This is a genomic window from Paraburkholderia rhynchosiae, from assembly GCF_002879865.1.
Classification (GTDB): Bacteria; Pseudomonadota; Gammaproteobacteria; order Burkholderiales; family Burkholderiaceae; genus Paraburkholderia; species Paraburkholderia rhynchosiae.
Genome location: NZ_PNXY01000023.1, coordinates 63,091 through 82,008 on the forward strand (window position 1 = coordinate 63,091; position 18,918 = coordinate 82,008).

The 18,918-nt window shown below is 61.3% G+C and carries 16 protein-coding genes; 10 read left to right on the forward strand and 6 right to left on the reverse strand.

The genetic code is table 11. The features are described 5' to 3' along the window. Positions 1 to 7 precede the first annotated feature (7 nt). Positions 8 to 1,036: a DUF1338 domain-containing protein gene (locus C0Z16_RS26475; protein ID WP_102635026.1), complete on the reverse strand. Its 1,029-nt coding sequence runs from the start codon at positions 1,034 to 1,036 to the stop codon at positions 8 to 10. Between the two features lie 156 nt (positions 1,037 to 1,192). Between C0Z16_RS26475 and C0Z16_RS26480 the strand changes: the two genes are divergently transcribed. Then, positions 1,193 to 2,098 (forward strand): LysR substrate-binding domain-containing protein, encoded by a 906-nt coding sequence (locus C0Z16_RS26480; protein WP_102635027.1) that lies wholly within the window; start codon positions 1,193 to 1,195, stop codon positions 2,096 to 2,098. A 32-nt stretch (positions 2,099 to 2,130) separates the two neighbouring features. On the opposite strand, the gene C0Z16_RS26485 is transcribed toward C0Z16_RS26480, so the two are convergent. Then, positions 2,131 to 3,078, reverse strand: a complete 948-nt coding sequence (locus C0Z16_RS26485) for a LysR family transcriptional regulator (RefSeq protein WP_102635028.1) — start codon at positions 3,076 to 3,078, stop codon at positions 2,131 to 2,133. Between the two features lie 97 nt (positions 3,079 to 3,175). Between C0Z16_RS26485 and C0Z16_RS26490 the strand changes: the two genes are divergently transcribed. The 8 genes from C0Z16_RS26490 (at position 3,176) to C0Z16_RS26530 (ending at position 14,289) form a co-directional block, all read left to right on the forward strand. Further along, positions 3,176 to 5,233 (forward strand): NADH:flavin oxidoreductase, encoded by a 2,058-nt coding sequence (locus tag C0Z16_RS26490; RefSeq protein WP_102635029.1) that lies wholly within the window; start codon positions 3,176 to 3,178, stop codon positions 5,231 to 5,233. A 49-nt stretch (positions 5,234 to 5,282) separates the two neighbouring features. Continuing rightward, positions 5,283 to 6,878, forward strand: a complete 1,596-nt coding sequence (locus C0Z16_RS26495; RefSeq protein ID WP_102635030.1) for an ABC transporter substrate-binding protein — start codon at positions 5,283 to 5,285, stop codon at positions 6,876 to 6,878. 611 nt (positions 6,879 to 7,489) lie between these two features. Further along, positions 7,490 to 7,738, forward strand: a complete 249-nt coding sequence (locus C0Z16_RS26505) for a hypothetical protein (protein ID WP_102635031.1) — start codon at positions 7,490 to 7,492, stop codon at positions 7,736 to 7,738. Positions 7,739 to 8,026: 288 nt separating this feature from the next. Next, positions 8,027 to 8,431, forward strand: a complete 405-nt coding sequence (locus tag C0Z16_RS26510) for an RcnB family protein (RefSeq protein WP_102635032.1) — start codon at positions 8,027 to 8,029, stop codon at positions 8,429 to 8,431. A 571-nt stretch (positions 8,432 to 9,002) separates the two neighbouring features. Next, positions 9,003 to 11,321 carry a sigma-54 interaction domain-containing protein gene (locus tag C0Z16_RS26515; RefSeq protein ID WP_102635033.1) on the forward strand — a complete coding sequence of 773 codons (2,319 nt, stop codon included), beginning with the start codon at positions 9,003 to 9,005 and terminating at the stop codon, positions 11,319 to 11,321. After that, complete coding sequence (locus tag C0Z16_RS26520; protein ID WP_102635034.1) at positions 11,311 to 12,546, forward strand: S-methyl thiohydantoin desulfurase domain-containing protein; 1,236 nt, start codon at positions 11,311 to 11,313, stop codon at positions 12,544 to 12,546. The genes C0Z16_RS26515 and C0Z16_RS26520 overlap by 11 nt, the downstream gene beginning before the upstream one ends. Beyond that, a complete protein-coding gene (locus tag C0Z16_RS26525; protein ID WP_102635035.1) occupies positions 12,543 to 13,268 on the forward strand; it encodes an aspartate/glutamate racemase family protein in 726 nt (241 codons plus the stop codon). Before C0Z16_RS26520 ends, C0Z16_RS26525 begins: the two co-directional genes overlap by 4 nt. 832 nt (positions 13,269 to 14,100) lie before the next feature. Then, positions 14,101 to 14,289, forward strand: a complete 189-nt coding sequence (locus tag C0Z16_RS26530) for a hypothetical protein (protein WP_102635036.1) — start codon at positions 14,101 to 14,103, stop codon at positions 14,287 to 14,289. A 27-nt stretch (positions 14,290 to 14,316) separates the two neighbouring features. Here C0Z16_RS26530 and C0Z16_RS26535 read toward each other — a convergent pair whose 3' ends face one another. Both C0Z16_RS26535 and C0Z16_RS26540 read right to left on the reverse strand, forming a co-directional pair. Beyond that, a complete protein-coding gene (locus C0Z16_RS26535; RefSeq protein WP_102635037.1) occupies positions 14,317 to 15,525 on the reverse strand; it encodes an MFS transporter in 1,209 nt (402 codons plus the stop codon). A 190-nt stretch (positions 15,526 to 15,715) separates the two neighbouring features. Continuing rightward, the gene (locus C0Z16_RS26540) at positions 15,716 to 16,426 is read right to left on the reverse strand and encodes an autoinducer binding domain-containing protein (RefSeq protein ID WP_102635038.1); all 711 of its coding nucleotides are present in this window, start codon (positions 16,424 to 16,426) and stop codon (positions 15,716 to 15,718) included. Positions 16,427 to 16,673: 247 nt separating this feature from the next. On the opposite strand from C0Z16_RS26540, the gene C0Z16_RS26545 reads away from it, so the two are divergent. Beyond that, positions 16,674 to 17,342 carry an acyl-homoserine-lactone synthase gene (locus C0Z16_RS26545; RefSeq protein WP_102635039.1) on the forward strand — a complete coding sequence of 223 codons (669 nt, stop codon included), beginning with the start codon at positions 16,674 to 16,676 and terminating at the stop codon, positions 17,340 to 17,342. Between the two features lie 88 nt (positions 17,343 to 17,430). Here the strand turns inward: C0Z16_RS26545 and C0Z16_RS26550 are convergent, their stop codons facing one another. Both C0Z16_RS26550 and C0Z16_RS26555 read right to left on the reverse strand, forming a co-directional pair. Further along, positions 17,431 to 17,988 carry an inclusion body family protein gene (locus C0Z16_RS26550; RefSeq protein WP_102635040.1) on the reverse strand — a complete coding sequence of 186 codons (558 nt, stop codon included), beginning with the start codon at positions 17,986 to 17,988 and terminating at the stop codon, positions 17,431 to 17,433. A gap of 483 nt (positions 17,989 to 18,471) precedes the next feature. Continuing rightward, positions 18,472 to 18,882 carry a hypothetical protein gene (locus C0Z16_RS26555; RefSeq protein WP_102635041.1) on the reverse strand — a complete coding sequence of 137 codons (411 nt, stop codon included), beginning with the start codon at positions 18,880 to 18,882 and terminating at the stop codon, positions 18,472 to 18,474. Positions 18,883 to 18,918 lie beyond the last annotated feature (36 nt).

Below are 18,918 nucleotides of genomic sequence, written 5' to 3' on the forward strand. Positions count from 1 at the left end.
TATCACGTTATTGCGCTGCGTTAGCGGTCATTTTGAAAATCCCCTGCGCGTTGCCGGCGTCGAAGCGCAAGTCGGTAACCCAGCTACGCGATGCCTGATCGAACGTGCGCTTGCGCGTGATGAACTCATAGAAAGAACCAGGAACATTGCGCGTGACCAGCGTACCGCCGACCGACCTGAATTGACGCTCCACCGTATCGGCGCGATAAGCCGTCTGAAACACGCGGCCTGAGCGCGAACGTTCGACTTCTGGCTTCATCGGCCGGCCCTTGGTTTTTTCCTCGTCTGACAGCGTGAAGACGTCTTCGACGCGATCGGTCGCGTGATTGAACGCGTTGCCTTCCGTTGCGATCCACGCCATTTCGGGCGATTCGCGCAACAGGGCTTCATAGTCCGCTTCGCCCGGCACATCGTGCTGACGCGCGAACGCACCGACGATTACCGGCAGAAGCTTGTGGGCGGCATCGACAGAAAGCGAGCCTTCGCGCTCCAGCTCCCAAAGTTGCGAGACGGCAAGCGGCGTCAACGGATCTTTCGACGAGCTCACCACGTTGGTGACTGCCTGCTGGAATTCCGTGGAGAATCGCTCGGGATGCAACTCGCTCACGAAGAACTGTGCGATCTCATCCGGTGCATCCTTATGTGCATAAGCACGGCCGGTCATGCCCAGCTTGTCCAGGGGGTAGCGGCCGTTCAGCTTGAAACCCAGCGGACGAAGGATGCGGGTAAACGCCGCCTCGCCAGGAGGCAGTGCGCCATTGCTTTCCCAACGGACCGTGCGCAACGCACCGTGATCGAAATAGACCGAACCGCCGTTCGCGATTGCTTCGCTGGTGTAGGCCCGGCCATTTGGCGAACGTTCCAACAGGTCTTCGAACAATGCCATGTTCATCGCCTGGGCAAGTTCAGCACGCGTGACTGTGCCGTCCTCCCAGTCAAGGAGCGCGGTCGGGAATTTCAACGTCGTAAAGAGCGACTCCGTCTTAGCGGGGCCAAGCAGCTTCAATAACAGGCGTTCAACGTTCGAATTGCGCATCGCTTTTCTCTCAGGGCGCGCCGCCGCAGCGGGAATGGGTTCATCTGACGGCTCCCGCGACGGGGCAGCCAAGCTCACGTGGTAAGCATTATTCAAACTGTTGCAGATCGCGTAAAGCGAGATTAAATTGTCACTTGATGATTTTTCGGAACTAATATGCGCAAGTTCAAGATTCCCAACATGAGTGCACTACTGGCCTTCGAAGCCGCAGCGCGGCACGAGAGCTTCACTCATGCTGCAAAGGAATTGTTTCTCACAGAGAGCGCTATTTCCCGACAGATCGCGACGCTCGAATCGAATCTCGGCGTGCGCCTTTTCGTCCGCTCGAAGCAACGCGTGATGCTCACTCGCGCCGGGCGTCTCTACGGCACACAGGTTCGCCGCGCATTAGAAAATCTCGACCGCGACACGCTGTCGATCATTGCGCACGGCAGTGGAGGCGGCTACCTCGAACTCGCGGTGCTGCCCACGTTTGCGTCGCAATGGCTCATTCCGCGAATGAAGGACTTCAACGACCGCAACCCTGAGGTTCGGATCAACATGGGTATCCGCACCGACCTGTTCTCGTTCGAGGAGTCGCATTTCGAAGCCGCCATCCACTACGGGAAGCCGACATGGCCGGGAACGTCGTCCGACTATCTGTTCGGTGAAGAAGTGGTGCCCGTCTGCTCGCCGTCACTGCTGGCGAAGCCCATCCGGAAAGCACAGGAACTGCTGAACTACCCGCTTCTCCATTCGACGACGCGCCCTGACGCCTGGCCCCGCTGGTTCTCGAATCTCGGCGTCGAAGACAACGCCACGATGCAAGGCGTGCGGTACGAACTGCACTCGATGCTCATCAGCGCCGCGGCTGCGGGGCTTGGTGTTGCGCTCGTGCCCAAGTTTTTCGTCGACGAACAACTCACTCAGCTCGGCCTCGTGATTCCATTTGCGGCCACTACGGTTGAAGATTCCGCCTACTACCTGGTTTATCCCACCGAGCTGAGCCACGGCAAACCGCTTGAACTGTTCAGGACATGGCTGCTTGAAGAAGCCAGCGCGTATAACGCGCCCAGGCGCTGAAATTTGTCAGCGGCGCTCGCGCGTCGCAAGCGTCATGTCGGCGGACGGCTCTGAACTCTCTCGACCGAAGCCAGTATCGGTTCGGCCTTCGCGAGTTCGGCGCGCATTTCGTCGATCAGCCATTGCGCCACCTGCTGCGTCGATTGCGACGGTTCGCGCGTTCGGCATTCGAGCACATAGTTGCAGCCGGTCTCCACGATCCGTTGCGACGCCGGAACCACCGTGCCTGAATTGAGCGGCGCCGCGACCGCAAGCAGCCAGCCCAGCATCACACCATGCCCGAGCATGGCCGCCTGCAACGCGAGGCCCGGATCGGAATAGCTGACATGCTTCGCCGATGCGCGAGTCACGATCCCCGTAACGTCAAAATAATCGGCCCAGGCGTGCGTGGTCGGCTCCAGGTGAATCAGCGTATGACCAACCGCCTGACGCGGCGCGTCGAGCGGACCGTATTCCGCGAGATAGCCAGGGCTGCACACGGGGACGATCAGCTCCGGGCAGAAACAGAACGGGTCGTTTGCGGAACCGGCCTTATGCAGACGAATGCCGAGATCGGCGCCGTCGAGGGGACCGTACAGCCGGCTCGCCATCACCTGCAAGCGCAAGTTCACCGATGGAAAGGCAGTCTGAAAGCGCTGGTGACGCGGCAGCAGCCACTGCGACGCAAACCCGCTGGCAATGGAAAGCGTGACCGTCTCGCTTTCTTCCTGCCGGCTTCTGAGCTCGTTGATGGTGTCGCTCACGAGGCCGAAACCCGAGGCCACCGCGACCTGCAGTTTCGCGCCTTCATCGGTCAGGGCAAGCCCGGTCTTCGTGCGGGCGAAAAGCTTGAAGCCGAGCGCGTCTTCAAGGCGCGCCACCATCCGGCTCACCGCCACCGGCGTGACGTTCAGTTCGAGCGCTGCGCGCGTGAGGCTCAGGTGACGCGCGGCGGCCTCGAAAACGTGCAGCGCCTGAAGCGAAGGAAGTCGAAGTGCCATCTGCTAACACCATGTAATTCGCGTTGACGAACATGTAAATTGACGCGCCTTTAGGGCCACCCTACTTTGTCGGCAGACCCATCGAGAGAGTCCCGACATGACCCACCATAATGCGGAGGAAGCGCGGATGGCCGCTTCGTCCGATCCCCTGCTGCAACCTCTGAGCATCAAGCATCTGGTGCTAAAAAACCGCGTGATGAGCACGAGCCACGCGAGTCGTCTCATTCAAAGCGATTTCCCGCAGGAAGTCTATCAACGCTATCACGAGGAAAAGGCTCGGGGAGGCATCGGCCTCACGATGTTCGGCGGATCGTCGAATGTGAGCATCGACAGTCCCAATACGTTTCAGCAGATCAACATGGGCGTCGACGAAGTGGTTCCGCACCTGCAGCGCTTCTCCGAACGCGTGCATGCTCACGGCGCGGCGCTGATGTGTCAGATCACGCATCTCGGCCGGCGCGGCGATCCCTACGCGGAACCCTGGCTACCGATGCTCGCACCGTCGGCGCGTCGCGAAACGCTGCATCGCGCGATCCCGCAGGCGATGACTGAACACGACATCAAGCGCATCGTGAGCGACTTCGGACGCGCCGCGCGCCGCTGCCTGGACGGCGGGCTCGACGGCCTGGAAACGCATGCGGGCGGCCATCTGATCGGACAGTTCCTCGATCCGGGCGTGAACCTGCGCACGGACCGCTACGGAGGCTCGGCTGCGAACCGGTGCCGCTTTGCGATCGAGGTCCACGAGGCGATCCGTAGGGAAGTCGGCGACGCGTATCCCGTCGGCTTGCGCTTCGCGATCGAAGACGGTTGCAGTTTCGAAGAAAGCCTGGAAATGGCCCGCATTCTCCAGCAAAGCGATCTGTTCGACTTCTTCAACGTGATCTACGGCCGCATGGACACGAAGATGTCGCTGATCGTCAACAGCATGCCGGCCATGTTCATGCCGTCGGCGCCCTGGCTCTCGAAGGCCGCTGCGTTCCGGCGCGCGGTGCGGCTACCGGTCTTTCACGCCGCCAAGATCGCCGATCTCGCGACCGCGCGCTATGCGATCGGCGAGGGGCTCATTGACATGGTCGGCATGACGCGCGCGCACATCGCGGAGCCGCATCTCGTACGGCTGATCGAAGCGGGCCGCGAGGACACCGCGCGGCCGTGCGTGGGCGGCTCGTATTGCCGCAATACGAAGGCGACCTGCATCCACAATCCCGCAACTGCGCGCGAAACTTTCTTGCCGCACGACATCGTGCCGAGCGCGACGCCGCGCAAGGTGCTGATCGTCGGTGCAGGGCCGGCCGGACTGGAAGCGGCGCGCGTCAGCGCGAGCCGGGGCCATCGCGTGACGCTGCTCGAAGCGGCCGACCGCGCCGGCGGACAGGTACTGCTCGCGGCGTCGGGAAGCTGGCGCAAGGATCTGATCGGCATCGTCGACTGGCGCGTCGCCGAACTCGAACGGATGGACGTCGACGTCCGCTACGACCAGTACGCCGAACTCGGCGACGTGCTCGAAGCGCGCCCGGACGTCGTGATCGTCGCGACGGGCGGCATTCCCGATCTCGACGCACTGCCGGGCGGCGAATGGTGCAGCTCGGTCGCCGATGCGCTGTCGGACACACCGCCCAGGTCCGGGCGCGCGCTCGTCTACGACGGCACCGGTCGCCACAACGCGTATCTCTGCGCCGAGCGTTTCATGTCGGCGGGACTGGACGTACGTCTTGCGGTACTCGACGCGCTGCCCGCGCAGGAAACCGGCGGCAAGGGCGACGACCTGGTATGGATGCGCAACCTGCAGAAGTGGCAAGTGCCGGTGCGCGCCCACCTCGAACTCGTCGACGTGCAGCGCGGCGACGCGGGCATATTGCGCGCGATCTTCAGGCACCAGCTAACCGATGAACTCGTGGAAATGGAAGCGGAGCATGTGGTGGTCGAACGCGGCACCGTCGCCGTGGACGATCTCTTCGAGGCCGCGCGCGTGCATTCGGTCAATGACGGCCAGATGGACCTCGCGGCCTTCGCGCGCGGCGCGGCGCAACCGGTCTTGCCGGCTGCGAACGGCGATGCGCAGTTCCACCTGTATCGAATCGGCGACGCGGTGGCGTCGCGCGACATCCATACCGCGATCTACGACGCGTATCGCTTATGCGTGGGGATGTAGGCGGCTTCGTTGCGCTTTTCCCGCTCAACTAGAACCCAGAGAACAGACCATGACGACGACATTCGACAGCGATAGCCCAGACCTCGAACGCAGGCGCGCCATGAAGGCGCTCCTCGCCGCGGGCGCCGCCGCAACCGCGGGCTGGTCCGCGCTAGCCGGCGCGGCTACAACAGCAGCGGCAGCGGCGGCCAACACGGCTATGCCGCGTAAAGGCGGCACCATGCGCGTCGCGACGGCCAACCAGTCGCAGTCGGATTCGCTCGATCCCGCGAAAGCGTCGCACACCGCGGACTATTCGCGCATGTTCATCTTCTATAGCGGCCTGACCGAGTTCGACAGCAACTTCAAGGTGCAGAACGCCCTCGCCGATGCATTCGACACCAGCGATCACAAGCGCTGGGCCATCAAGCTCAAGCCGAACGTGCACTTCCACGACGGCAAGCCGCTCACTGCCGACGATGTCGTGTTCTCGCTCACGCGCCATAAAGACCCGGCGACGGCATCGAAGGCCAGGTCGATCGCCGATGCCATCGACTCGGTCAAGGCGAGCGGACCACTGCAAGTAGAGATCACGCTGAATGCGCCCAACGTCGATCTGCCAGCGCTGCTCGCCGTGCCGCATTTCGTGATCGTCGCCGCGGGTACGAAGGACTTTTCGAAGGGTAACGGCACGGGCCCGTTCGTCTGCAAGGAGTTCACGCCGGGCGGCCGATGCGTCGGCACGCGCAATCCGAACTTCTGGAAGCCGGGGCTGCCGCATCTCGACGAGGTGCAGCTCGTCGGCATTGTCGACGATGCGGCGCGCCTGAACGCACTGCTAGCGGGCGACATTCAGCTCATCTCGCCCGTGCCCGCGCGCGACGTCGAGCGCCTGAAGCGCGCCGGCAGCTTTGGCGTGCTCGAAAGCCAGTCGGGTTTGTACACGGATCTGATTCTGCGGCAGGATGCGACGCCCACCAGCAACCCCGAGTTCGTCCAGGCGATCAAGTCGCTGCACGATCGCGAGCGCATCCAGAAGACGCTGCTGCGCGGTTATGCGACCATCGGCAACGATCATCCGGTTCCGGCCTGGCATCCTTATTACCTCGCGGGACTGCCGCAACGGACTTACGACCCCGACCGCGCGAAGTCGCTCATCAGAAAGGCGAAGCTCTCAGGCGCGACGGCGGAAATGGTGGCGCCGCCATCGATCGAATCCGCGCTCGATTCCGCGCTGATGTTGCAGCAGGCCGCCACGCAAACCGACCTGAAGCTCGATGTGCGCCGCGTGCCGGCGGACGGTTACTGGTCGACGCACTGGATGAAGCATCCGATGACGTACGGCTCCATCCTGCCGCGCCCGACGCTCGATCTGCTCTACACGCAATTCTTCAAGTCGGATTCGGTGTGGAACGAGTCGGGCTGGAAGAACGCGCAGTTCGACCAGCTTCTGCTACAGGCGCGCGAGCAGAAGGACGAAACCAAACGCAAGCAGATTTACGGCGACATGCAGACCATCGTCTATGAGAAAGGCAGCATCATCATTCCGGCGTTCATTAACTTTATCGATGCGCACAGCGGCCGTGTGAAAGGCCTGGTCGGTTCGCCTTCGGGGCGGTTGATGGGCTACCGGTTCGCGGAGTTTGCGTGGCTCGATGCCGTGTGAGCCACCGGCGGTTCGGCGCGGCTCAGGCCTACGCAGCTGCCGTCGGCTGCCGTCGGCTGACAGGCAGTCAATGCGGGCGCATCCGCAGATGCCGCTGACCGCCTTGGTAGAATGTCCGCGTAGTTGAGCTGCAGCTGTGGAAAGAAGGCTGCGTATTCGCAGTCGTCGCTATTGCAAACCGGCTCGGCATCGCGTGAATATTCATCGCCTAACGACCATTGCACGAAACATCGCCAGAAGGTGCGAAACTCGCGCAAGGAAGAAGCGTGCAGGCCCGCCGGTGACAATATGGCAATAGCGTAGTAATCGACTGAACGGGCTCGGCGGGAATTCGAACGCTCGTCGGGCGGCCTCCAAGAGCGTATGCGGAGAGAAAGCAGCCGGTGCTTTACATCGATCAGTAACGGCTAATATTTAACATTTGCTGTCATGCCGGGCAGACTTGGAGACCCCGGCTTGCATAGGATGCTGTATGAATTCTTTGCAAATGAAGCGGTACCTGCTTTAGCAGCCCAGGCGGATAACCGACTTAATTGGTAATTTGCTGATTTTGGACTAAGGTTTAGTTGCTCCTGGATACATAACAAGAACGAACATTGGGGAGGTAAGGTATGGTCACGTTAATCGACCTCGAAATCGCGCATCTTGAGCGAGTAATGGGCGCATCAATGGCTGGGGACCTCGCGGGACCGATTCTGCCGGGCGCCTACTGGCGCGAGCGGCTTCATGAACTGCTCGACGGGCAGCACCTTACGAATGCGCAATTGCGCTCGCTCGACGTGCTCCTGCTGCAACTGGATGAACTCGAGGCCCAAGCCTCGAATAGCGCCCCTCAGCGGACGACAGTCAGCACGAGCTAATGGGCCCGATTGCCGGAATAGGCAAACTTTGAGGATTTGCAAACGCATTTTCAGGCGTATGGAGTCGTTTTCTATTGCGCACTCCCGGCAACGGGTAAGCAATTTTCTGCTGCCCGCTACTCAAGTCACGGAAAATAACCCATCGCCTGCGCCAGAAGTCATCGAGATTTTTCTGTGCGCCACATGGCTGCTGCCCGCTAACATACGAACCCGACGGATTTAACCCCGGTTGTCCCGTTTGAGTGCCTCCGCAACCTTCAAAGCGGCTAGTCTCACAGGAGATAGGTAATGAACAAATCCCGCATATTTCTCGCGTCGCTGACAACCGCGGGTATGCTGGCATCGTCGCTCGCTCTCGCACAACCCCCGCATGACAACTCCGGCAAAGGGGGAAATCACGGTCAGGGATCGGACCACGGTCAAGAATCGAATGGTCATGGTCATGGTCATGGTCAGAAACAGACGCCGCCTGGGCACGGTCCCGACGGCCCCGGCAACTCGGCCAACGCGCCAGGACACTGGCGCAAAGGTGATCGCCTGCCTTCGGAATACCGCGATCGGCAGTATGTGATCGACGACTGGCGCGACTACCGGCTCGCTCCGCCGCCGCGCGGTTATTCGTGGGTCGGCATTGGCGGCGACTATCTGATGGTGCAGATCTCGTCGGGTGTGATTCTGCGAGTCGGACCGTAAGCCGGACGGTCCGGCCATTGCATCGGTCCACCCACCCCAGGATGTGCCGCGGCAGGATGCGCACCGGCGCAAACTCCGGTAAGCCCGCCAACATGCAGCGACTCCCTGCCAAAGCGGCTATCCCTGCAGATGCGGACAGATAGCTAGGCCCAGAAGCGGCCACGTGCGTCCAGTCCATCCGGCTATTAAAGAATCATCGCCGCGGCGCCGTTATATCAGCCACGTATCGTAAGCCGGCTCGGCACGCTTCCGCGGCCACGGCAACCGGTCGCTTGCGCCCTGCCCTCATACGCGATTAAGCCGCGATCGTCGCCAGAACGGCGTCACCGCTGCACCTTCATTCGCCGCGGCAAGACACTTCAATGAGACCTGCGGGCGCACCTGCGCGGCGATTAATTTCGAAAGACAACTTCGGCAGCAAGCCGTCATACTCTGTCTCTTCTAATGGTGGATTATTCCGACAGCACAATCGGAAATTTCGCCAGACACCAGATTGATGCATGACCGCCGTCTCTTCGACGGCCATTTCCGCGTAGCACTGCGCGCGGATCATGTGGAGCCTACCTTGTAAATGAGTTATACCCCTGTCGTTCCGTTCGCCCGCGACAAGGCCGATTCCGGCTCCTTCGTGGGTGGCGCGCCAGCGTTTCGCCAACTGGTCCGGATGATCGATCGGGTGGCGCCTACCGATCATCCGCTGCTCGTTCTCGGGCCGACCGGTTCGGGCAAAGAGCTGGTCGCGCGCCGCGTGCACGCGCACAGCCAGCGCCAGGATCAACCATTCGTCGACGTCAACTGCGGCGCGATTCCAGAGCACCTCGTCGAAGCCGAACTGTTCGGGCACGTCAAAGGCGCGTTCACCGGCGCGGCCGACAACCGCCAAGGGCTTTTCCAGCAGGTCGGCAAGGGCACGCTGCTGCTCGATGAAATCGGCGAGTTGCCGCTTGCACTCCAGCCGAAACTGCTGCGCGTACTTGAGACCCGGACATTTCGCCCGCTCGGTTCTCCGACCACGCTGCACTTTGCGGGACGCGTCGTGGCCGCGACTCACCGCGACCTGCGCGAGCTCGCGCGTGAAGGGCTATTCCGCGAGGACCTGTTTTACCGCCTCGCGGTGTTCGTGCTCGCGGTGCCCGGACTGGAGCAGCGCGTTGAGGACATCCCCGCATTGGTCACGCACTTCGCGTCGCAACACTCGCGCCGGCTCGAATTTTCGCCGGCCGCTTTGCGGCGGCTTGCGCAGCATCCGTGGCCGGGTCATATCCGGCAATTGCGCAACCTCATCAGCCAACTGAGCGTGCTCGCCGAAAGCGCATTCATCGACGTGGACACGCTCGAGCCGTTTCTCGCCAACGAGACCAGTGGACCCGTATCGCGCGCGAGCCTCGCCGACATGCTGTTGCAACTGGAAGGCCGCGACAAGCTGACCGCCGCCGAGGACTTGCTGATCGACCGCGCGCTCGAACGCTCGAGCGGCAACAAGAGCGCGGCCGCCGCGATGCTCGGCGTGGGCCGCAAGACGATCGAGCGGCGCCTCAAGTCGCGCGAGGAACATCACCGCGAAGCGCGCAAGTGCCTCGAACATGCGAGCGCGCTGATCGAAGAATCGAAGTTCGCCGAAGCCATTGCGCCGCTGCGCCGCTGCCTCGACGTGCTGCAAACACCGAACGAACAGGAAGCGGTGCGCCGTCTTCAGTTCGACGCTTACCGCCTGCTCGGCATGAGCTTGCGTAGCGTGCACGGCTGGCTCTACGCGGAGGCCACCGCCTGCTACGCCGCGGCGCTTACGATCGGCGAAGGCGTCTGCACGCCCGCCGAGATCGCCGCGATCCAGTTCGGCATCTGGACCACGCAGCTGACGACGCTGCAACTCAAGCAGGCGCGCGCGACGGCGCAGAACATGCTGGAGCGCGCGCAGAACGGCGGGGACCGGGTCTCGCTCGACGAGGCCCACGTCGCGATGACCAACACGCTGTTCTGGCTGGGCGACAGTGAGGAAGCCTTGGCCTGCCTCGCGCGCGGCAATCTGCTTGGCGTGGGGCGCAACGACATCCGTACGGGCTCGCAAGGTATCGACCTCGCCAGTCTCGCACTGACCTTCGAAGGACTCGCCGCTTATCAGATCGGCGCCTTCGCGCAGGCACGGCGTGCCATGGAGATGTTGATCCTGCGCGCATCGGAGCCAGGCGCGCACGCGCTCGCTCATGCGGTCAATCTGCAAGGCGGCGCGTGGCTCGCCAGTCTCTTTGACGACGTGGACCGGCTCGGCCATCTCGCGCGCGAACTCGAATCGGTGTCGATTGCGAACGGCTTCGCGTTCTATCGGGGCGTCGGCCAGGTGCTGCGAGCCTGTCACCTCAGTGCGCTCGGCCATGCCGACGAAGCTGAAACTGTCATGCTCGACGGCTACGATAACCACGTGGTTTGCAATGGCGGTGCGCTGTTCTATTCATTCAAGACGTGGCAGCACGGGGAATTGCTGCTGCGCGCCGGCCGCGCGAAGACGTGCGAGGCGATTCTCGCGACCGCAATCGACGAAACGCTCGCGCGTCAGGAGCGCGTCTATCTGGGCAAACTCCTGGTTACGCGGGCACGCGCGCAATGGGCGCTCGGCAACGTCAACGCAGCGGAACTGGGTCTGCGTACCGCGCTGTCGACTGCGCTCGCGTTCGGTTCGGTGCCCGCGCGCGTGGACGCCGCGCACTACCTCGCCGATCTGCTTCGCTCCACGGGCCGCGTCGCCGAAGCCATCGAAACGCTCGAGCGCGGTTTGCGCTCGTTGACTCCGGATGCCACCCCTCGCGTCACCGGCGCCGCCAATCTGCTTGCCGAACTCCAGCAAGACGCTTCTGTACACAACTACACTAAAGGAATCGCAAATGGCATATGAGTTACGCGGGAAAGACCTGGAACCGCTGCTGCTGGGCGCAGCGTTCTTCGGCAGCGGCGGGGGCGGCACAATCGAATCCGCGCGGCATCTGGCTGCGCATTTCGTCGCCGGCGATTATTACCCGACCGATACGGTGAAAGTCGTATCCGTCGATGAGGCCACCGAGGGCGCGGCCGTCATGGTCGCCTATCTCGGCGCGCCCGAAGCGATCAATTCAGCCATTTATCCGCTCGGTCCGGTGACGGCCGTGCAGAACGTTCAAGCCCGGCTCGCGTCGCAATCCACGAAACTCGCCTATGTGATGCCGCCGGAAAGCGGCGCGCTCGGCTTCACGGTGGCGGCGCTCGTGGCGGCGAAACTCGGCCTCGCGGTGATCGACGCTGACGGCGCCGGCCGCGCCGTTCCCTCGCTGCCGATGCTCACCTTTGCCGCTGCGGAGATCGACCCGCGGCCGGCATTCCTCGTGAGCCAGGGCGGCCTGTGCGTCGAGCTCGACGTGACGCCGCGCGCCGGCAACCTCGGTGCGCCGACGCATCAGCGCGACGTGTCGGCGATTGTCGAACAGATGATGCGGCCGGTCGTCGCCGACCCTGAGTTCGGCCAGTTCGGTGGCCTTGCGATGTGGGTGATGAAGCCGGCCGATATTGGCCGCGCGACCCCGATTCGCGGCACGTTGAAGCGCGCGCTGGATCTCGGGCGGGCGTTGCAGGCCGGGCAGATCGGCAGCGCGCAGCAGATGACCGGCTATCTCGTCGAACATTGCGGCCTCGCCGCGCGGGCCATCTCGGAGCCCGGCGAACTGGTGTCGGCGCAAGTCGATACGAGCGGCGGCTTCGACGTCGGCAAGATCCGCATTCAGGCGGGCCAGCATACCTATACGGTCATGTACCAGAACGAATCGCTGCTCGTGTGGGACAGCGCGTGTCCGCAGCCGGTCGTGCTGGCGCCGGACAGCGTCGCGTATTTCGTCGGCGGCGAAGGCCAGTCGATCTTCAGCAATGGCGACCTGGTGAACAATGACGGTTCGCTGAATCCGGTAATCGGCAAGCGGCCGGTGACGCTGATCGCCTGGCGTGCCGAAGCCGAACTGCGCAAGCCCGGCCTGATTCTCGACAGCTTCATGGAGTTGCTGAACTCGCTTGGCTATCTCGGGCCGTACGTGCCGCTCGAATCACTACAGTCGATGCAGTCGCTCCAGTCCGCACGCAAGGGAGACGCATCTTGAACTCACCGATTCGCATCTGCGTGCTCGTGCCCGTCGCCACGTCGCAGTACAACGACCGCATCATGAAAGCCATCGCACCCGTGCTGCCGTCGGACGTGCAGGTCGAGATTCGTAACATCGCGCAAGGGCACCCCGATATTGAGAACCGCACGAACTGGCTGCAGAACGGCATGCCGGTGGTCGAACTCGCACAGGCCATCGCCAAGGACGGTTTCGACGGCATCTGGCTCACGGACTTCGACATGTGCGGCGTCGAAGCTGCGCGCGAAGTGATCGACATTCCGATCATCGGCGGTTTCCCTGCTACGGCGTTCACGGCCCTCGCGCTCAGCCAGCGGTTCTCGATCATCACGATCCTGCAAAGCACGCTCGCGATGCAGCGCGGCCATCCGCAAACTTACGGCATACAGGACACGTTTGCGTCGATCCGCGCGATCGATTGCCCGGTCGCGCAGCTCGAAAACATCGACGTGGTAGTCGTGCGCACCTTTGAAGCGGCGCTGAAGGCGATCAAGGACGACGGCGCGCAAGCCATTCTGCTCGGATGCACAGGTTTCGTGGACGTCGCAAGCCGCGTCTCCACGCTGCTCGGCGAGGCACTCGGCGTCTATGTGCCGGTGATCGATCCGAACCAGGCGGGCTTCAGCTTCCTCGTGTCGCTGGTGCGCATGCAGTTGCGCCCCAGCCGCCTGACCTACAGCAAGGTCAGCCTCCCGTCGTAAGCTCCCTGTCTGTCCCTCTCCATCCGTCGCGGCACACGATTCGCCGCGCCGGATGTTCTCGCCTTGACCGATCCCGTCCACATTGTGCCCGCCTCGTCGTCCCGTTTCGCCGCAATGCGGACGGAATCGCCCCTCTACGCGCCTTGCATGGCCAGTTGGACGGAATCGTCCAGTTTCAGCCTGCCATATGGACGAGATTGACCAGAACCGGCGCATGAAAGCTCTCTGTGTCCCAGCGTTCCCGCACTCTCACAATGTGGCACAACCCTTGCTTCTATAAGGCCGGTGGCCCGAAAGCTGCAACGAATCTGTCCGAAAATCGGGGAGCCTGAGAGACCAAACAAGATCGCGCGCTGCAATGGGTTCGATGAAGCGGCATCCAGCGACGTCCCTTTTGTTGCTGGATCTTGCTGGATCACTGACACCGCTGATTGACCGATCGCCTTTCGTCACCGCGATCTGTCGATTAGTAATCCGAACGATTGCCGCAACGCCGATCGATGCCAACGGCACTGAGCCGTTGGCCGCAGACTGAGAGAGGGCTGTGCTTTGTTGTAGTAGTGCCGGCATCGAAACATGGCGACTGAATGCTTCCACAGAGAAGTTCGTCGCCATGCGTGAAGCTGAGATAGCGGAAATCCTTTGGCTATGTCCCAGATGATCCGCTGCGGGATTGGTCCGGCCGTCGTTGCCTTCCTTGCGGGGATAAGCAGCGGCGGCTTGTCCTTTTGAACTCAGGTGCGAAGAATAAGCTGCTCCAGCAGCCCTACGCGGCGTCAGATTGTTAGCGACGTCGCGAGTAGACCAGACTGGCCATCTACAGGGGTTCACAATGCACCACCACATTTTCGAAAGCGAACTCGTTCATCTCGAGCGCGTCATTGCATGCGCGCCGCAAAAACCTTTTCCGCCGACCTATTGGCGCGACCGCGTCGAACACCTGAAAAAATCTCCGCAAGCGCCGATGTTCCGCAATCGCATCGCGCGTCTAGTCCGGCTTGTCGCCGAGATGAAGGGATAACTCCGACCTTCGATCGCTGTTCGATCGTCAATGCGTTGCGGCGCGCGTATCCGGCGCCTTGCCGGAAAGAAGCAGAACGATGGTCGCGAGCGAGAAGACGGCGCCCGCGTAGAACGTGGCAGCGGCCCCAATCTTGTCCCATAGTTCGCCGGCAATGACGCTCGACACCAACGTGACGACACCGCTCAGGAGATTGAAAAAGCCAAACGCTGTACCGCGCAGTTGCGCCGGCGCAGTATGAGACACCATGGTCGCAAGCAGGCCCTGTGTCATGCCCATATGCAGACCCCATAACGCGACGCCCAACAGCACGATGCTCCAGTGGCTTCCTTGTGCAAGAACGATGTCCGACACGATCAGCACGACGAGGCCCGCAATCAGCAGTCGGGTGTGATTCATCGTGTCGGCGAGCTTGCCGAATGGATACGCCGACAGCGAATACACGATATTCATCGCCACCATGACAAGCGGAACCAGCGCAACGGGAACTCCGCTACCCATCGCGCGAAGAACGAGGAACGCTTCACTGAAGCGAGCCAGCGCAAACACGGCTCCAATAGCGACGACCCACCAGTAGTTGGCGCCAAGCATCTTGAGATTCTCGAGCCGCACGGGGTTCACCCGCTTCACGCCCGGTTCACGCGCCGGCTCGTGAATGCCGACCGTCAACAATGCGACTGCCAGCAGACCGGGTATGACGGCGAGCCAGAATGCCAGCCGGAAGTTATCCGCCCACAGCAACATGATGATCACCGCGCATAGCGGCCCCAATACCGCGCCAACGGTGTCGAGCGACTGGCGCAATCCGAACGCGGCGCCCCTCAGGTGAACTGGCGTGACGTCGGCGACCAGCGCGTCGCGCGGCGCTCCGCGGATTCCCTTGCCGACCCTGTCGATGACACGCGCGGTCATCACCACACCGACGGTCGGCGCAATAGCAAACAGCGGCTTGCTGAGCGCGCCCAATGCATAGCCGGCCACCGCAAGCCATTTTCTGTTTCCAAGGTAGTCGCTGAGCGCGCCGGAAAACACCTTGACTATCGGCGCTGTGGCTTCCGCAATGCCTTCTACCAGACCGATGGTTGCAGCACTGGCACCGAGACTCACCATCATGAACATGGGCAACAGACTGTGAATGATCTCCGACGAGACGTCCATCAAAAGGCTGACAAAGCCGAGTATCCACACGCTTCGCGGAATGCGCTCGAGAACGCTGATTCGAAATCTGACTTGCATGTATGTGTTCCGTTTGCACAAGGGATAGCGACAGGTACAGGCGTGTTTCGCAGTGGCGCAAGCGCCCGCGGTGGAAGAACCGCTGAGTTTATCGGGCGACGTTCGATTATTGTGCGCGTACTTTGCCGCGTCTGAAGCTTGCGGGGGTGGCGATGCGCGCGTCGACGGGAGAAAGCGGATCGCAGCAGAACTAGATCAGCCCGGTGACGATTGCCTTGACTACGGCTTGCACCTTGTTGGTGGCCGTCAGTTTCGATAGCACGTTATTGACGTGGAAATTGACTGTACGTTCCGAGATGTTGAGGATCTTCCCGATTTCATACGACGTCTTTCCCTCGCTGGTCCAGCGCAGCACTTCACGCTCGCGCGCGGTCAGCGTGATGCTCGCCTCGGGCGCGAGTTTGTCTTGAAGGAACTGGCCCATGCGCGTATGGCAAAGATTCGACAGCCAGTTCGTTGGGAACTGCAATTGCTCGACTTCAGATGGGGTCAGCGGGTCTGCATGGCGCGACATGGTGAGAAGCCCAAACGCGCCATGCACCGTCCAGCTCGAGCGCGCGACGCCGATCTTGATGCCGAAGTCATGCGCATCGGACCACAGGCGTGGCGCCTCGTCATTCATCGAGTGTGGCCAGACGATCTGATCGGCGCTGCGCAGGCCCGCACGCACGGTCGGGTCAATGTCGAGAAAACCACTCGTGCGATAGTGCGCCATCCATCCCGGCGGATAGGTATCGAAAATTTTTACCGTGGGTTTGGACACAGGCAGCGGCATTCGAATGCCGTAGCAACAATATTCAAAGCCGAGTTGTTCCGCGAAAGACGCAACCTTCCCGAACAGCTCGTTTTCGTCCTTCGCGGTACAAAAACCGCGATAAGCGTCCTCAAAGCCCTGTTCCATCGCGCCCCCGATCCAGCCGTTTTTATAAGCAACCCGAACCAGGCATTGCAGCCGGAACGCATAAATTCAGAACCTCCCGGCACTTATTTATAAGCAAAAGACCCCCGGTTTGCAATCAAAAACGAACGCACGAGCAGAGCGTCGCGATGGACGACATCTTTGCGATGAACCCTGTCAATTTTGACAGTTGCTGCGGGCCAGTCCCGGCGCTTTAATGCGCTCGATAAAAAACAAACGGGGACATACGATGCGGACTTTCGTTCAAGACAACGGACGGCTGGGTGCGGGCTTTTGTGACGCGCTTGCGCAGTACCGGCATCAGATATTCGTCAAGCAGCTCGGATGGAGTTTGCCGATGGCCGACGATCAATTCGAGCGCGATCAGTACGACCGTGACGATACGGTTTATGTCGTCGCTCATGACGAAACGGGATCTATTTGCGGCTGCGCCCGGCTTTTGCCGACAACGCGGCCCTATCTGCTCAAGGACCTGTTTCCGTCTCTGCTTGCCGAGACAATGTCGGCTCCCGAATCGCCTCGCATATGGGAACTCTCACGATTCGCGGCGAGCCCTCTTACTGCTTGCGGTCAGGATGGCGGCAACCTGGCCTGGGTCTTTGGCCCAATGCTTGCCTCGGTTGTTCGATGCGCGGCACAGTTGGGCGCTCGACAACTCATCGGCGTGACTTACGCGAGCATGGAGCGGCTATTTCGGCGCATCGGCGTGCATGCACACCGCGCTGGACCGGCACAATGCATCGACGGCAGGATGGTCGTCGCATGCTGGATCGATATCGACAGTCAAACGCTTTCGGCACTCGGTATAGAAGTCGCGAATAATGCGGACTGTGATCCGATAACTTCGATCGCTGCGCAACGGCTTGAGGGGATGGCCGAGGTTGGATGGCGATGCTGACGCGCACTTTGGAACCCGCTGGATTCATGTCGCGAACCCAGCTGGTTCAATGCATCTTGCTCAGGGACTGCTCGGCCAGTTCAGCCGGTCACGCGACGGTGATGTACGGGTCCCACCAGTAGTAGCCGAACAGTTCCTGGTCTTGTCCGTTGCTGGCGAGCGTATACAGTCCGAATGCCAGGCCGAAACCTTCGCGGCCGCTCGAGCGAACCTTCGACTCGAACACGGCGAAATTCGTCGGCTTACGGACGGGCGGCAAACCGTTGCGGCTTGGCGAATCGGCATTGGGCTGTACCGCGCCGTTGCGCACGATCAGGTCTGCGCTGAACTGATTGAACACCTGATCGCCGGTAAAATGCTTGACGTCGTACACGATCACGGCGTCGTCGGAGTTGTCGTAAATCGAAACGCCGGTGAATGCCACGTCGTCACCAACGTTCGCCCTGAACTCCAGGTCTCCTGTGCCCTGTCCCGAGATGATGCCTCGCGAACCGGTGCAAATCATGAACTGATTGGTGTGGTTGATGCCGGTCGGATTGGTTTGGTCTTTGCTCGGGTTCGGATACATCTTCTTCACGTATTCGGTGTCAACGACGACAAGCACATTAATGTCTTGCCCGCTTGCTTTCAACGCAGTTTCAGCCATGGCGAACCTCCGGTCTCTTCGTTTGTGTGGGTTGGTCGGTGACACATAGTGCAGGTGTCACGTCTAATTTCCTCCAGTTCATTAGTTGGCGTAACTGGCAAAACAGACAGGTTCGACCGCCGTCGCTCTACGAACCAGGCAGCGGCAACAATGAAGCTGTCAGAGCAATAGCCGAAGAGATCCTGGCGCTCTACATCTGCGGCAAGCGTATAGAGCGCGAAGGCGAATCCCGTGGACTCGGTGCCCGGCGCCATGACTGCGGATGGGAAGCTCGAAAAATTTGCCGATCTTCAATGATCTCGTCCGCGTCGACGACGATCAGAACATTGAGGCGTTGCGGGACCCGTGCAATTGAATCGTCAGGTTCCATATGCGCTCGATGAGTTCGCCCTCACCGCGGCATAGGTGATCCATGCGGAAAGGAGCGATGCGATTTTGCGCTGGCAACCTCGTTTAAGAACCTGTCAGAAGAGTCAGGTCACTTTACTGCTCGCATTGCAGATCCTTCCTCGGCACGGCGATCACTATGGGGTAGGTGCCGTGGTCGAGTTCGACGCGCGCCACCACGGCCATCATCGCACCGTCGATGTCGTCGTACACGCTGACCTTTTCGCGCCGCAGAGTCGTGATACCGGTACAGGCAGATGCGCGGCCTTCGTCGGAGATCCTGCATTGGATCGGGTTATCCGCGATGTAGCGATATTTGTCCCTGTCGGGTGTCGCAAGATATTCGCGAACGCTCTGCTCCGAGCCACCCACCCCGGTTACTTGCCCAATAGCGCACTGCTGTTTGGGTGTATCGCCGTTCGCGGACGTTTGAGCGTTCGCGGCCGTATTCGCGACCATACCCGCGGCTACGGCCGTCGCGAGAGTCAATGCAAGAAGGTATCTCATAGCGCAATTCACGTTTGCACGTTTGTCGGATCGAAG

Coding starts and splice junctions, on each gene's coding strand:
- C0Z16_RS26555 (WP_102635041.1), bottom strand. CDS start 18,882: ATGAGATACCTTCTTGCATTGACTCTCGCGACGGCCGTAGCCGCGGGT.
- C0Z16_RS26475 (WP_102635026.1), bottom strand. CDS start 1,036: ATGCGCAATTCGAACGTTGAACGCCTGTTATTGAAGCTGCTTGGCCCC.
- C0Z16_RS26505 (WP_102635031.1), top strand. CDS start 7,490: ATGGTCACGTTAATCGACCTCGAAATCGCGCATCTTGAGCGAGTAATG.
- C0Z16_RS26535 (WP_102635037.1), bottom strand. CDS start 15,525: ATGCAAGTCAGATTTCGAATCAGCGTTCTCGAGCGCATTCCGCGAAGC.
- C0Z16_RS26515 (WP_102635033.1), top strand. CDS start 9,003: ATGAGTTATACCCCTGTCGTTCCGTTCGCCCGCGACAAGGCCGATTCC.
- C0Z16_RS26540 (WP_102635038.1), bottom strand. CDS start 16,426: ATGGAACAGGGCTTTGAGGACGCTTATCGCGGTTTTTGTACCGCGAAG.
- C0Z16_RS26485 (WP_102635028.1), bottom strand. CDS start 3,078: ATGGCACTTCGACTTCCTTCGCTTCAGGCGCTGCACGTTTTCGAGGCC.
- C0Z16_RS26490 (WP_102635029.1), top strand. CDS start 3,176: ATGACCCACCATAATGCGGAGGAAGCGCGGATGGCCGCTTCGTCCGAT.
- C0Z16_RS26545 (WP_102635039.1), top strand. CDS start 16,674: ATGCGGACTTTCGTTCAAGACAACGGACGGCTGGGTGCGGGCTTTTGT.
- C0Z16_RS26550 (WP_102635040.1), bottom strand. CDS start 17,988: ATGGCTGAAACTGCGTTGAAAGCAAGCGGGCAAGACATTAATGTGCTT.
- C0Z16_RS26480 (WP_102635027.1), top strand. CDS start 1,193: ATGCGCAAGTTCAAGATTCCCAACATGAGTGCACTACTGGCCTTCGAA.
- C0Z16_RS26495 (WP_102635030.1), top strand. CDS start 5,283: ATGACGACGACATTCGACAGCGATAGCCCAGACCTCGAACGCAGGCGC.
- C0Z16_RS26510 (WP_102635032.1), top strand. CDS start 8,027: ATGAACAAATCCCGCATATTTCTCGCGTCGCTGACAACCGCGGGTATG.
- C0Z16_RS26520 (WP_102635034.1), top strand. CDS start 11,311: ATGGCATATGAGTTACGCGGGAAAGACCTGGAACCGCTGCTGCTGGGC.
- C0Z16_RS26530 (WP_102635036.1), top strand. CDS start 14,101: ATGCACCACCACATTTTCGAAAGCGAACTCGTTCATCTCGAGCGCGTC.